At 72.5% G+C, this 13,188-nt stretch carries 9 protein-coding genes, 1 tRNA gene and 1 pseudogene; 4 read left to right on the top strand and 7 right to left on the bottom strand.

The window, feature by feature from the left end:
- Positions 1 to 694: 694 nt before the first annotated feature.
- The 4 genes from HUN59_RS13875 to mnmA all read right to left on the bottom strand — a co-directional run bounded on the left by HUN59_RS13875 (position 695) and on the right by mnmA (position 8,316).
- Positions 695 to 3,079: a transglycosylase domain-containing protein gene (locus HUN59_RS13875; RefSeq protein WP_174778671.1), complete on the bottom strand. Its 2,385-nt coding sequence runs from the start codon at positions 3,077 to 3,079 to the stop codon at positions 695 to 697.
- 176 nt (positions 3,080 to 3,255) lie between these two features.
- The gene (locus HUN59_RS13880; RefSeq protein WP_174778672.1) at positions 3,256 to 4,680 is read right to left on the bottom strand and encodes an alpha/beta hydrolase; all 1,425 of its coding nucleotides are present in this window, start codon (positions 4,678 to 4,680) and stop codon (positions 3,256 to 3,258) included.
- A 79-nt stretch (positions 4,681 to 4,759) separates the two neighbouring features.
- Positions 4,760 to 7,126, bottom strand: coding sequence for an NAD-dependent DNA ligase LigA (ligA, locus tag HUN59_RS13885; RefSeq protein ID WP_174778673.1), 2,367 nt, complete (start codon positions 7,124 to 7,126; stop codon positions 4,760 to 4,762).
- A gap of 83 nt (positions 7,127 to 7,209) precedes the next feature.
- Positions 7,210 to 8,316, bottom strand: coding sequence for a tRNA 2-thiouridine(34) synthase MnmA (gene mnmA, locus HUN59_RS13890; RefSeq protein ID WP_152999589.1), 1,107 nt, complete (start codon positions 8,314 to 8,316; stop codon positions 7,210 to 7,212).
- A 42-nt stretch (positions 8,317 to 8,358) separates the two neighbouring features.
- Between mnmA and HUN59_RS13895 the strand changes: the two genes are divergently transcribed.
- The 3 genes from HUN59_RS13895 (at position 8,359) to HUN59_RS13905 (ending at position 10,647) form a co-directional block, all read left to right on the top strand.
- Positions 8,359 to 9,684, top strand: coding sequence for an MFS transporter (locus tag HUN59_RS13895; RefSeq protein ID WP_058743129.1), 1,326 nt, complete (start codon positions 8,359 to 8,361; stop codon positions 9,682 to 9,684).
- 84 nt (positions 9,685 to 9,768) lie between these two features.
- A tRNA-Leu gene (locus tag HUN59_RS13900) sits at positions 9,769 to 9,852 on the top strand.
- Positions 9,853 to 9,954: 102 nt separating this feature from the next.
- Entirely contained in the window at positions 9,955 to 10,647 is a 693-nt protein-coding gene (locus HUN59_RS13905; RefSeq protein ID WP_058743128.1) for a DedA family protein, read from the top strand.
- 97 nt (positions 10,648 to 10,744) lie between these two features.
- Here the strand turns inward: HUN59_RS13905 and rdgB are convergent, their stop codons facing one another.
- The 3 genes from rdgB to murI are packed head-to-tail and all read right to left on the bottom strand — an operon-like array spanning position 10,745 to position 12,911.
- Positions 10,745 to 11,338 carry an RdgB/HAM1 family non-canonical purine NTP pyrophosphatase gene (gene rdgB / locus HUN59_RS13910; protein WP_174778674.1) on the bottom strand — a complete coding sequence of 198 codons (594 nt, stop codon included), beginning with the start codon at positions 11,336 to 11,338 and terminating at the stop codon, positions 10,745 to 10,747.
- Complete coding sequence (gene rph / locus HUN59_RS13915) at positions 11,335 to 12,069, bottom strand: ribonuclease PH (RefSeq protein ID WP_058743126.1); 735 nt, start codon at positions 12,067 to 12,069, stop codon at positions 11,335 to 11,337. The genes rdgB and rph (HUN59_RS13915) overlap by 4 nt, the downstream gene beginning before the upstream one ends.
- Complete coding sequence (gene murI, locus HUN59_RS13920) at positions 12,066 to 12,911, bottom strand: glutamate racemase (protein ID WP_174778675.1); 846 nt, start codon at positions 12,909 to 12,911, stop codon at positions 12,066 to 12,068. The genes rph (HUN59_RS13915) and murI overlap by 4 nt, the downstream gene beginning before the upstream one ends.
- A 57-nt stretch (positions 12,912 to 12,968) precedes the next feature.
- Between murI and rph (HUN59_RS19460) the strand changes: the two are divergent.
- A pseudogene (rph, locus tag HUN59_RS19460) lies at positions 12,969 to 13,188 on the top strand (ribonuclease PH); the annotation flags it as partial.

Raw genomic sequence — 13,188 nt, forward strand, 5'->3', positions numbered from 1 at the left:
CCGGCGCCGTGCCGCCGGGCTGCGACGGGGCGATGCTCCCGACCGCGGGCGGGCGGTCGCTGCGGGGCGCGCGCCGTCCGGCAGGCGAGAGGCCCCCACTCGCGGGGGGGGAGGCGGCGAGCGGGCGGAAAGGGGGCGTCGCCTGGCGGGGTGGTCGCGACCCCACTCCGCCGCCGCGAGCGGGCGGTATCCCCGACCACCCCGCCAGATGGCGCCCCCTTTCCGCCGGGTCGCCGCCTCCCGTCCGCACGGTCCGCGCCGCCCGCGGTCGCGACCCCACTCCGCCACCGCGAGCGGGCGGTATCCGCGACCACCCCGCCAGGCGACGCACCCTTTCCGCCCGCTCGCCGCCTCGCTCCACGCGAGTGGGTGCTTCCCGCCTGCCGTACGGAGCGCGCACCGCACGGAACGCCCGCTCGCGGTCGCGAGCATCGCCCCGTCACGGCCTGGAGGCACGGGCCCGGTCCGCCGCGCGGGCCCGGTTCTGCAGCGCGCAGCCAACCCCGGACCCCGAGCGGGCGGAATCGTCGCGCCACTCCCGCCGGACACCGCGTACTTCGCCCGCTCGCCGCCCCGCGCCCCGCGCCCCGCGCCGCGCGCAGCCGCACTGCGCGCCGCGCCCCACAGGCCCGGTGCCCGCACACAGCGGAGGCGCGGCGCCGACCCACCGGGCCGGCACCGCGCCTCCTGTCCGCTACTTGCCGGAACCCGAGCCGGGCCCGGTCGTCCCGCCCTTCCCGGACCCGCCGCCGGACGCACCGCCGCCGGTCGAGCCGGAACCAGAACCAGACCCGGCCGCAGCACCAGCACCAGTACCACCAGCAGCCGGAGCAGCTGGCGTGGACGGCGCGGACGGCGTCGAACCGGCGCCCTGCCCGGACGAGGCCGAACCCGCAGCCGAACCCGCAGTCGAGTCACCGGACGAGGACGACGACGGCGCCTTCGCCACCGAACCGATCATCGCCGGGTCCGGCGCCGGCAGCGCCCCGCCGGACAGCGTCTGGTCGAGGTAGGTCATCATCGAGCGGCCGACCCCGAACTTCGCGCTGTACCCGGTCGTCCCGTGCGGGAACGGCACGTTCGCGAGCCCGACGTTCCCCTGCACGTTCCCGATCCAGGTCGCGTTCGTGTACTTCGTCGTCGAGGTGACGAGCCAGTTCTGCACGTCACCGTCGGTGGTGCCGGTCTTCGCGAACTTCGGTACGGAGTCGCCCGGGTTCGCCGTGGCTGCCGTCCCGGCGCCGGTCAGGACCCCCTGCAGGGCGTAGTCGACGGTGCCGGCGACCTCCTGCGAGACACCGCGGGTGCAGGACGAGGGCGACGGGGTGATGCTCGTGCCGTCGGCCTCCTTGACGGAGTCGATCACGGTCGGGGTGCAGACGATGCCGCCGTTCGCGAAGCCCGCGTAGGCCTCCGCCAGGTCGATCGGCGACAGGTTGTTCGTCCCGAGCACCGACGCCGGGTTGGAGTCCGGCGCGGACCCGTCCGCCTGGTGGATGCCCATCGCCTGCGCGGTCTCCTTGATCTTGCAGAGGTCGAGCTGCTTCGCCATCGCGCCGAACGCGGTGTTGATCGACTCCGACGTCGCCGCCTGCACGGTCATCGACGCGGGCACGCTCTCGGCGTTCGCGACCTTCCACGGGTCACCGCCGAGTCGCACGCACGAGTTCGTGAACTCGGACTGCGGGAAGGTGTGCTCGGTCGTGTTGACGGACTCGGACAGGGTGTGCCCGGATGCGAGCCACTCCGCCAGGGTGAACACCTTGTACGTCGAACCGGTCTGGAACCCGCCGGAGTTGCCGTACGCGGTGTCCGCGTTGTAGTTGATCGCGGTCGCGCCGGCACCGCCGTTGTCGCTCTGCGTGTAGCTCGTGTTCTGCACCATCGACAGCACGCGACCGGTGCCCGGCTCGACGGTGACGTTGGTCCCACCGACGTCGACGCCGTCCACGGTGGCCGGGACGTAGGACGACAGCGCCGACTGGGCCTGGGCCTGCAGGTCGAGGTCGAGCGAGGTGTGGATCTCGAGCCCCTTCGTGTCGAGCGTCTCGATCCGGTCCGCCGCGGTCTTGCCGAAGGCGGGGTCCTGCAGCACCTGGTTCCGGACGTAGTCGCAGAAGTACCCGGCGTCGTACGTGCTCGCCGCGGCGGAGCACCCGTTGGCCGTGTCGGTGATCTTCGGCGTGATCGGGGTGGCCTTCGCCTGGTCGAGCTGCGCCTTCGAGATGTCGTGGTGCACGTACATGCGCTGCAGCACGTAGTCACGGCGGTCCTTCGTCAGGGCGTAGCCGTTCGCCTGCCCGTTGTCCTTGTCGTTCGGCTGGTCGATGCGCAGGTTCGACGGGTTGTTCAGGATCGCCACGAGCGTCGCGGACTGCGGGAGCGACAGGTCCTTCGCGTGCACGCCGAAGTAGTACTCGGCTCCGGCCTCGGCGCCGTAGACCCGTCCGCCGAGCCCGACCAGGTTGAGGTACCCGGTGAGGATCTGGTCCTTCGAGTACTTCTTGTCGACGGCGATCGCGTACCGCATCTCCTGGAGCTTGCGCTGCGGGGTGACCCCGGCGGCGTCCTGGTAGCAGGCGGCGATCTTCTTCTGCGTGTCGGCGGCGTCCTTGCCGGTCAGTTCCTCGCACTGCTGCACGAGCACGTTCTTGACGTACTGCTGCGTGATGCTCGACCCGCCCTGCACGTCGCCGCCGACGACGGTCGCCGCGACGCCACGGATGGTGCCGAGGACGTCGATGCCGCCCTCCTGCCGGAAGCGCGGGTCCTCGGTGTCGATGGCGGCCTGCTTGAGCGTGTCCGCCATCGCGTTCGCGGCGACGTCGGTCCGGTTCTCGCTGTAGAAGGACGCGATCTTGACCTGCTGGCCGCCCTGCGTCGCGTAGACGGAGGACACCTGCTGCGGGGCCTGGATGTCGAGGTAGCTCGGCAGGTCCTCGAAGAACGCCACCGCGCCGGAGGTGCCCTCGCCGGCGACGGCGACCGCCGGCGTCACCGCGACCGCGACGAGCATCCCGGCCAGGCCGGAGATCGCCACGAACGACAAGAGGGCACCGGGCCACCGCAACGCACGCATGGCGGAACCGTACGGGCGTGGTCTGGGGTGGTTCTGCCGTGGAACCGTCGGTGGCTGCACCGGCCCACAGGAACCCCTTCAGGAAGCACGTGGGCCGGCCTGGAGGATCGTGGCACGTCGGTCCGTCGGCCGCGGCCCGCCTCGCCTCGGCCCTGGCAGGCGGTCGGGCGGCGCGGTCAGTCCCGCGGCTGCAGGTCCTGGGGGCGCACCAGGTACATGTCGGGCAGGGGCTGGGTCGAGCCGTCACCGCCCGGTCCGCCGCCGCCCTGGTGCCGGACGAGGTCGCCGCGGCCGACCGCGATGAGCGCAACGTCGTGCAGCGAGGCCGTCCCGGGCTTGAGGTAGTCGTTGTGCCCGACCGGCCGACGGAACGTGCCGTCGCCCTGCGCAGCGAGGTCGTCCGACAGGTCGAGGAGCGTCGAGCCGAACCCGGCCGAGCCCGGGTCGGTGCCGAAGTAGCCGGTGCCCGCGATCGGGTCGTCGTGCGCGTCACCGACGAACACCTGCCCGTGGCGGACGGCGAGCTGCGCCGCGGAACGGACGTCGCTGCCGGGCGAGCCGAGGACCGTGAGCGTGTCCGCCTGCATCCGCCCGGATGCCAGGGCCATCATCGCCGTGGTCGACCCGTACGAGTGCGCGACGACGTTGAGCCGCGGCCGCTCCCCCGGGCCGCGCACGGCGTCGAGCCCGTCGACCAGTCGTTCGAGCCGCCCGGCGCCGGTCTTCGCGAGGTCGAGCGACAGGATGTTCGACAGGTCCGGCGTCTCGTAGCCCATCCACGCCAGGACGGCCTCGCCCGTGCCGCTGCCGCGCCGGGTGTCCGGACGCGCCAGTCCGGCGACCGCGGTCTGTTCCCGGTACACGTCGCCGGCGGTGTCCGTGAAGTCGTGCATCTGGCCGCCGACGGTGAAGAACATCCCGGGGACGACGACCGTGACGTCCGCCGCGGTCCCGAGGTCGCCGACCGCGATCGCCGCGCGGCCCGTCCCCCGGGTGTCGAGCACGACGAGCGACCGGTACGGCGTCCCCGCGGCGTGCTCGAGGGAGTCCCGCACCTGGTCGAGCATCGCGCGCTCGGCCGCCGTGGTGCCGGGGTCGGCGAGGTCGATGCCGAGGGCGACCCGGTTCGCCCGGTCCCGGACGTCGTAGGGGACCCCGTCGAGGTTCCCGACGACCGAGGGGGCGAGGGCCACGAGTCGGGCCTTCGTGGTGTCGTCGAGCGCGGACCACCACCCGGCCACGTCGGCCGCGGCCGGCGGGGTGTCCTGCGCGGTGGCGAGCACGCGGTCGTCGTGCCCGGCGGCCGCGAGCGCGTCCCGGTCGACGGTCGCGAGGTCGGCGAGGAAGTCCGTGCCCCGCGCGGTGCCGAGCAGTCCGTCCGCGGCGCGCGTCGGAGCGGCAGCGACGACACCGTGTGCGGACGAGTGCGCCGCGGTGGGCACCCCAGGGGCCTCGATCACTCCGAGCGAGTGCATCGAGGCGGTGAGCAGGGCCGCGGCGATGAGCAGCATGGTCTCCCCCGGGAAGGCCGTCTCGCCGTCCCCCTCCAGGCGACGAGTGATGCCCTTCCGAGTGTAAGGAGAATGGCCGCGGAGCGGCATGCACGCTGCAACTTGTGCCCCGAACTGGGTACCGACCGGGGTGTGGCGTACCCCGGTCCGGCCCGGAGACCGTGCTGGGTCAGTCCGCGGCGGTGTCCGGCGCGGCGGCCTCGGGCTCGGCGGTCTCGCCTTCCGGCTCGGGTTCCGGCGCGATCGCGTCCGGCCCCTCGGTGACGAGCAGCCGGAACTGCTCCGCGTCGATGATCCGGACGCCGAGCTGCTCGGCCTTCGTGAGCTTCGACCCGGCTCCGGGGCCGGCGGCGACGTAGTCGGTCTTCTTGCTGACGCTCGACGCGGCCTTGCCGCCCGCGGCGATGATCGCCTCCTGCGCGCCCTCTCGCGTGTACCCCTCGAGGGACCCCGTCGCGACGACCGTCAGGCCGGTCAGCACGCCGCCCTCCACCGCGGCACCGGGCCCCGGGTGGTCGGGCGTGGTGAACTGCACGCCGGCGGCCGTCCAGCGGTCGATGATCTCGCGGTGCCAGTCGACGGCGAACCAGTCGATCAGGGCGTCCGCGATGATCCCACCGACGCCGTCCACCGCCGCGAGGTCCTCGCGAGAGGCCTCGCGGATGCGGTCGAGCGAGCCGAAGTGGTTCGCGAGGGCCCGGGCGGCGACCGGTCCGACGTGCCGGATGCTCAGGCCGACCAGGATGCGCCAGAGCGGCTTCGTCTTCGCGGCGTCGATGTTCGCGAGCATCTCGAACGCGTTCTTCGACGGGTACCGGCTCGGCGCGCCGGTGTGGTCCGCGCCGCGTGCGTCGGGGTCGAACGGCGGGTCGGTCTTCTTGCGCGCCCGGCTGAACGGCGTCACACGCTTCGGGGTGCCGTCCTCGTCGGTCTTCTCCATGCCGGTCTCGGCGTCGCGGACGATGACCTCGATCCCGACGATGTCCTCCATCGTCAGGTCGAACAGCCCGGCCTCGGTCACGAGCGGCGGCGTCTCGGGGTGGAGCGGCTGGGTCAGGGCGGCGGCGGCGACCTCGCCGAGGCCCTCGATGTCGAGCGAACCGCGGGACGCGATGTGCTCGACACGACCGCGCACCTGCGCCGGGCAGCTGCGGGCGTTCGGGCAGCGCAGGTCCTTGTCGCCCTCCTTCGCCGGGCGGAGCGGCGTGCCGCACTCCGGGCAGTTCTCGGGCATCACGAACTCGCGCTCGCTGCCGTCGCGGAGCTCGACCACCGGGCCGAGGACCTCGGGGATGACGTCGCCGGCCTTCCGGAGCACGACCGTGTCGCCGATGAGCACGCCCTTGGCCTTGACGACGTCCTGGTTGTGCAGGGTCGCCTGGCGCACGACCGACCCGGCGACCTCGGCCGGTTCCATGACGGCGAACGGGGTGGCCCGGCCGGTGCGCCCGACGCTGACGACCACGTCGAGGAGCTTCGTGTGGACCTCTTCCGGCGGGTACTTGTAGGCGATCGCCCACCGTGGCGCCCGCGAGGTCGACCCGAGCTCCTCGTGCAGGGCCAGGTCGTCGACCTTGATCACGATGCCGTCGATCTGGTGCTCCACCGAGGACCGGCGGTCGCCGTAGTCACGGACGAACGCCTGCACCTCGTCGATGGTGTCGAACACCCGGTAGTGCGTGCTCGTCGGCAGACCCCACGTCTGCAGCAGCTCGTACACCTCGGACTGGGCGTGCACGTCGGTCTCGGACTCGAGCTCCCGCACCGGCCACGCACCGATCCCGTGCACGAGCATCCGCAGGCGCTGCAGGCGGTCCACCATGAGCGCCCGCTTCGCCTCGGACTTGCCCTCCTCCTTCTGCCGGAGGGACCCCGCCGCGGCGTTCCGCGGGTTCGCGAAGACGCGCTCCCCCGCGTCGCGCTGCCGGGCGTTCAGCTCGTCGAACTGCTCGACCGGGAAGAAGATCTCGCCCCGCACCTCGACCAGGGGCGGGTGCCCGGTGCCGGCGAGCCGATCCGGGATCGTGCCCATCGTCCGCACGTTCCCGGTGACGTCCTCGCCGACCACGCCGTCGCCGCGGGTCGCCGCCGAGACCAGCCGTCCGTGCTCGTACCGCAGGTTGATGGCGAGCCCGTCGATCTTCAGCTCGGTGAGGAACCGCACGTTCTCGGCGCCGGCGTCCCGCTGCACCTTGACGGCCCAGTCGGTCAGCTCGTCGGGGCTGAACACGTTGTCCAGGCTCAGCATCCGCTCGGCGTGCTCGACCGGCGCGAACTGCACGGTCTGCGCCTGGCCGCCGACGGTCTGCGTCGGGCTGTCCGGCGTGAGCAGGTCCGGGAATCGCTGCTCGACGGCGTCGAGGCGGTGCACGAGCCCGTCGTACTCGCCGTCGGAGACCGTCGAGCCGTTGCCCTCGTAGTACTGGTCGCGCAGCTCGTTGATGCGCACGCGCAGCCGGTCGACCTCGCGCTGGGCCTGGGCCGCGTCGAGGTCGTCCGGGTCGATGGTCTCGAACGTGGCGTCGGTCTCGCTCATGCGTCAGTTCTACCGTGCACCGCCGACGCGGGACGCAGCGACGACCGCGCCCCGGCGCGGCGCACCGCGGGACGCAGCGACGGTCAGGCGGGGACCGGGACCGCGGACACCGTCCGGTCGATGGTGCACTGCCCGAGCACCCGGGTGCCGACGTAGACCACCGCGGTCTGCCCGGGGGCGACACCCGACAGCGGCTCGTCGGGGTCCACGACGAGCGCACCGTCCTCCACCCGGGCGGTCGCCGGCACGGGGTCGCCGTGCGCACGGATCTGCACCTCGCACGCGAAGGGCACCGTCGGGTCGGCCGGCGCGGACCCGGCCCAGGTGTACCGCGACCCGGCGAGCGAGGACACGTCGAGCGCCTCCTTCGGGCCGACGACGACGGTGTTGTCCTTCGGGCGGATCTCGAGCACGAAGCGGGGCTTCCCGTCCGGCGCCGGCCGGCCCAGGTGCAGCCCGCGGCGCTGCCCGACCGTGTAGCCCGTGGCACCCTCGTGCTCGCCGACCACCGTGCCGTCGCGCTCGACCACGGATCCGGGGGCGGTCCCGACGCGGTCGGCCAGCCAGCCGCGGGTGTCACCGTCCGGGATGAAGCAGATGTCGTAGGAGTCGGGCTTCTGCGCGACCGTGAGCCCGCGCGCGGCCGCCTCGGCCCGGACCTCGTCCTTCGAGGGGGTGGCCCCGAGCGGGAACATCGCGTGCTCGAGCTGCTCCGCGGTGAGCACACCCAGGACGTACGACTGGTCCTTCGCCCACGCCGCCGACCGGTGCAGCTCGCGGGCGCCGTCCGACCCGGTCACGATCGAGGCGTAGTGCCCCGTGCAGACGGCGTCGAACCCGAGCGCGAGCGCCTTCTCGAGCAGCGCCGCGAACTTGATCCGCTCGTTGCAGCGCATGCAGGGGTTCGGGGTCCGACCGGCCTGGTACTCGGCGACGAAGTCGTCGACGACGTCCTCCTTGAACCGCGCCGAGAAGTCCCACACGTAGTACGGGATGCCGAGGGCCGAGGCGGCGCGCTGGGCGTCCATCGAGTCCTCGATCGTGCAGCACCCGCGGCTGCCGGTGCGGAGCGTCCCGGGCATCCGGCTCAGGGCCAGGTGCACGCCGACCACGTCGTGCCCGGCGTCGACGGCCCGTGCCGCGGCCACCGCCGAGTCGACCCCACCGCTCATCGCCGCCAGAACACGCATGTGTCCAGGGTAACTCCGGGACCGGCGTACCGTGGCTCGACGATGACGAGCACCAGGGACGACGCCTTCGACTTCCGGGGCGTGCTGCTGTCGGGCTTCCTGCCTGCGGCGCTCTTCGCGATCGGCGAGGGCGCGATCATCCCGATCATCCCGATCGCGGCGTCGTCGCTCGGGGCGAGCCTGGCGTTCGCGGGCTTCGTCGCCGCGCTCATCCTGGTCGGGGAGCTCATCGGCGACGTGCCCTCCGGGATCGTCGTCGGCCGGATCGGCGAGCGGAACGCGATGATCGGCGCGGCGGTCGTCTCGGTCGTCGGGCTCCTCGTCTGCACCGTCGCGCCGAACCCCTGGGTCCTCGCGGTCGGGGTGTTCCTGGTCGGCGTCTCGACGGCGGTGTTCGCCCTCGCCCGGCACGCGTACATGACGACCGCGATCCCCCTCCGGATCCGCGCCCGCGCCCTGTCCAGCCTGGGCGGGGTCTTCCGCTTCGGCTACTTCGTCGGACCGTTCATCTCCGCCGCCGTCGTGCACCTCACCGGCACGACCCAGAGCGCCTTCTGGATCCACGTGACCTGCTGCCTGGCCGCGGCCGTCGTCCTGCTCGTCCTGCGCGACCCCGCGACGGGCACACGCGGTCTGCGGGTGCCGCCACGATCCTCCCGGCCGGCGGACGCGACCACGGCACCGACCGCAGCCGACGGGGCGGACGTCCGCCACCCGCTCGAACCGCCCACCGACACCGGCGCGCAGTTCGTGCAGCGCGAGGCACAGGGCCTCTTCCGCACCCTCCGCGAGCACCGCGGGGTCCTCGCACGGCTGGGCAGCGGCGCCGCGCTCATCGGCGCGCTCCGCGCCGGCCGTCAGGTGATCCTGCCGCTCTGGGCGGTGAGCGTCGGCATGGACGACTCGACCGCGGCGCTCGTGATCGGCATCGCGGGTGCCGTCGACTTCGCGCTGTTCTACACGAGCGGGCAGATCATGGACCGCTGGGGGCGTCTGGCGAGCGCCCTGCCGTGCATGCTCGGCCTCGCGGTCAGCTACTTCCTGCTCGCGTGGAGCGGGCACCTGGACGCCCGCGTCGGCTGGTTCGTCGCGATCGCGATCGGGATGTCGCTCGCGAACGGCGTCGGCTCCGGCATCCTCATGACGCTCGGCGCGGACCTCGCGCCCCGCGGGGAACCCGCGCCGTTCCTCGGCGCGTGGCGCTTCACGGGCGACTTCGGGTCGGCGGCGGCGCCGCTGGTCATCTCGGGCGTGACCGCGGTCGCGTCGCTCGCGCTCGCGAGCGGGGTGATGGGGGTCCTCGGGTTGGTCGGTGTCGGGGTGCTGCTGCGGTACGTGCCGCGGTACCTGCCCCGCAGGCTGCGGTGACGCAGGTGGTCGGGCGCGCGATCCGGTCTGGAGGATCGGTGCCCGTCCGCCCCGCCGGTCACGCTCGGTAGACTGCCGCTGCTCGCGGGAGTGGTGGAATCGGTAGACACGCAGGATTTAGGTTCCTGTGCCCCAGGCGTGAGGGTTCGAGTCCCTCCTTCCGCACCAGGGCGGGGCGCATCAGTCTCCCGGGGGATGGTTCGACAGGGACTGGGCGGTACCCTCGTCGAGCGGGTGTCCCCCGTGACCCCGACCTCGACCGGAAGAACCATGCACGCGCTTCCCCTCGCCCTCATCCCCTGGCTCGACCCGCAGTACATCCTCGACCACTTCGGCGCGATCGCCGTCCTCGTCGTCTGCGGGATCGTCTTCGCGGAGACCGGCCTGCTGATCGGGTTCATCTTCCCCGGTGACAGCCTGCTCGTGATCACCGGCCTGTTCGCCTTCGACCGCGGCGGCCAGATCGGCGGGATCCCGATCTGGGTCGCTGCGCTGATGATCGGCGCCGCGGCGTTCCTCGGCGGGGAGCTCGGGTACTACATCGGCAAGAAGGCCGGCCCACCGATCTTCGAGCGCAAGGAGAGCGGCCTGTTCTCGAAGGAGAACGTCGACCGCACGAACGCGTTCTTCCACCGCTTCGGCCCGCTCGCCGTGATCCTGGCGCGCTTCGTCCCGGTCGTCCGGACCTTCCTGCCGATCGCGGCCGGGGTCGGGCGGATGAACTACAAGAAGTACTCGCTGTACAACGCGATCGGCGCGGTGATCTGGGGCGTCGGGGTGACCTTCCTCGGGTACTTCCTCGGGTACATCCCGCCGATCGCCTACGTCGTGCGGAACTACATCGACGTGATCCTCATCCTCGCGGTGCTGGTCACGGTCGTGCCCGCGGGCCTGCACTACTGGCGGACCGCTCGGAAGGCCAAGCACGCCGCCGAGGCCGAGGCCGAGCGCGAACGGCCCTGACGGACTGAGACGCCCCCGAACCGTCGAGACGCCCCCCGTTGCCGGGGGCGTCTCGTGTTGCCCGGGGGCGTCTGGTGCGTCAGGCGCGTCCGGCGCGTCAGGCCTGGAAGTACTCGCGGACGATCGGTGCGATGCCCCGGAAGGCCTTCGAGCGGTGCGACAGGGCGTTCTTCTCGTCGCGGGTCAGCTCGGCCGAGGTCCGGTCCGCGTCGTCCGGCCGGAACACCGGGTCGTAGCCGTGCCCGCCGGTGCCGATCGGCTCCGTCGTCACCTCGCCGTTCCAGACCGCCTCGAACACGTGCTCGGTCCCGTCCGGGGTCACGAACGCCGCCGCGCAGACGAACGCGGCGGTCCGCTCCACGACGCCCTCCAGGTTCTGCAGCAGCAGCGCGATGTTGTCCGCGTCCACCCTGGTCCCGGCGTAGCGCGCGGAGTGGATGCCCGGGGCGCCGTCGAGCGCGTCCACGGCGATCCCGGAGTCGTCGGCGAGCGCCGGCAGTCCCGTGTGCGCCACCGCCGCACGCGCCTTGATGAGCGCGTTCGCCGCGTACGAGTCGCCGTCCTCGACGGGCTCCGGTCCGTCGTAGCCGACGAGTTCGACCCCGCGGCCGAGCGCGTCGCCGAGGATGTCCCGCAGCTCGACGACCTTGCCGGCGTTGTGGGTCGCGAGGACGACACTGCGCCCGGTCACGAGGACAGCCCCAGCACCTCGCGCTGGATCGCCGCGAGCGAGGCGTTGCCCGCCAGGCCGAGGTCGAGCAGCGTGTTCAGCTCCTCGCGGTCGAACGGCGCGTGCTCGGCCGTGCCCTGCACCTCGATGAACTTGCCGGAGCCGGTCGTGACGATGTTCATGTCGGTGTCGGCCGCCGAGTCCTCGGTGTAGGCGAGGTCGAGCATCGGCTCCCCCTTGACGATGCCGACGGAGATCGCCTGCACGCTGTCGGTGAGCGGGGTGGCCTTCTTCGCGATGAAGCCCTTGTCGCGGCCCCACTCGATCGCGTCGACCATCGCGACGTAGGCGCCGGTGATCGACGCCGTGCGGGTGCCGCCGTCGGCCTGCAGCACGTCGCAGTCGATGACGAGGGTGTTCTCGCCGAGGCCCTTCGTGTCGATGACCGCGCGGAGCGAGCGCCCGATCAGCCGCGAGATCTCGTGCGTCCGGCCGCCGACCCGGCCCTTGATCGACTCGCGCTGCATGCGCTCGTTCGTCGAGCGCGGCAGCATCGAGTACTCGGCGGTGACCCAGCCGGTGCCCTTGCCGGCGAGCCACCGCGGCACGCCGTTCGTGAAGCTCGCGGTGCAGAGCACCTTCGTGTTGCCGAAGGAGATGAGTGCGCTGCCCTCGGCCTGCGTGCTCCACCCCCGCTCGATGGTGACGGGACGGTGGTCGGTGGCGCTGCGGCCGTCGATGCGGGTGCTCATGGGGTCCTTTCGGTGCGGGGCAACGTGATGGCCCCTGTCTGGAGGTGTCCGACGCTCGAGACCTCGGGACCGAGGAAGCGGCGTGCGAGTCGGATGAAGCCGTTCCGGTCCTCGCCGGTGGCCTCGAACGAGTACGTGGGCGGTTCGGCGGCGGTCCGCTCGAGGCCGTGCTCGACGAGCCGTCGGTAGACGTCGTTCGCGGTCTCCTCGGCGCTCGACACCAGCGTGACGTCCGGGCCCATGACGTACTGGATCGCGGCGGACATCAGCGGGTAGTGCGTGCACCCGAGGACCAGGGTGTCGACGTCCGCCGCCCGGATCGGGGCGAGGTACTGCGCGGCGACCTCGCGGAGCGCCGGCGACGAGGTGTCCCCCGCCTCCACGAACTCGACGAAGCGCGGGCAGGCGGCGAGGGAGAGCGTCACGTCGGCCGCGACCGCGAACGCGTCCTCGTACGCCCGCGAGGCGATCGTGCCCACCGTGCCGATCACGCCGATCCGCCCCGTGCGGGTCTGCTTGACGGCGGCGCGTGCCGCGGGCTGGATGACCTCGACGACCGGGATGCCGTACGCCTGCTCGTACCGTTCGCGCGCGTCCCGGAGCACCGCGGACGAGGCGGTGTTGCACGCGATCACGAGCGCCTTGACGCCCTGGTCGACGAGGTCGTCCATGACCTCGAGCGCGTAGCGGCGGACGTCGGCGATCGGCTTCGGGCCGTACGGCGAGTGCACGGTGTCCCCGACGTACCGGATGCTCTCGCGCGGTAGCTGGTCGATGATCGCCCGGGCCACCGTGAGTCCACCGACCCCGCTGTCGAAGACTCCGATCGGTGCATCCGTCACGGCCCCAGCGTACCGACGCCCGCACACCCACGGTCCGCCCCGCACCGAAAGGACCCCATGAGCACCCGCATCGACGGCCGCAGCGCCACCGACCACCGTCCCGTCACCATCGAGCGGGGGTGGAGCACGCAGGCCGAGGGCAGCGCACTCATCTCCTTCGGCAACACGAAGGTGCTCTGCACCGCGAGCTTCACGAACGGCGTGCCGCGGTGGCTCGCCGGCAAGGGCACCGGCTGGGTCACCGCCGAGTACTCGATGCTGCCGCGCTCGACGAACG

This window comes from Curtobacterium sp. Csp2 (genome assembly GCF_013347165.1).

Bases quoted from the DNA above. Each gene is read 5' to 3' on its own strand.
- HUN59_RS13875 (WP_174778671.1), bottom strand. From the start codon at position 3,079: ATGCGTGCGTTGCGGTGGCCCGGTGCCCTCTTGTCGTTCGTGGCGATC.
- HUN59_RS13880 (WP_174778672.1), bottom strand. From the start codon at position 4,680: ATGCCGCTCCGCGGCCATTCTCCTTACACTCGGAAGGGCATCACTCGT.
- ligA (WP_174778673.1), bottom strand. From the start codon at position 7,126: ATGAGCGAGACCGACGCCACGTTCGAGACCATCGACCCGGACGACCTC.
- mnmA (WP_152999589.1), bottom strand. From the start codon at position 8,316: ATGCGTGTTCTGGCGGCGATGAGCGGTGGGGTCGACTCGGCGGTGGCC.
- HUN59_RS13895 (WP_058743129.1), top strand. From the start codon at position 8,359: ATGACGAGCACCAGGGACGACGCCTTCGACTTCCGGGGCGTGCTGCTG.
- HUN59_RS13905 (WP_058743128.1), top strand. From the start codon at position 9,955: ATGCACGCGCTTCCCCTCGCCCTCATCCCCTGGCTCGACCCGCAGTAC.
- rph (WP_058743126.1), bottom strand. From the start codon at position 12,069: ATGAGCACCCGCATCGACGGCCGCAGCGCCACCGACCACCGTCCCGTC.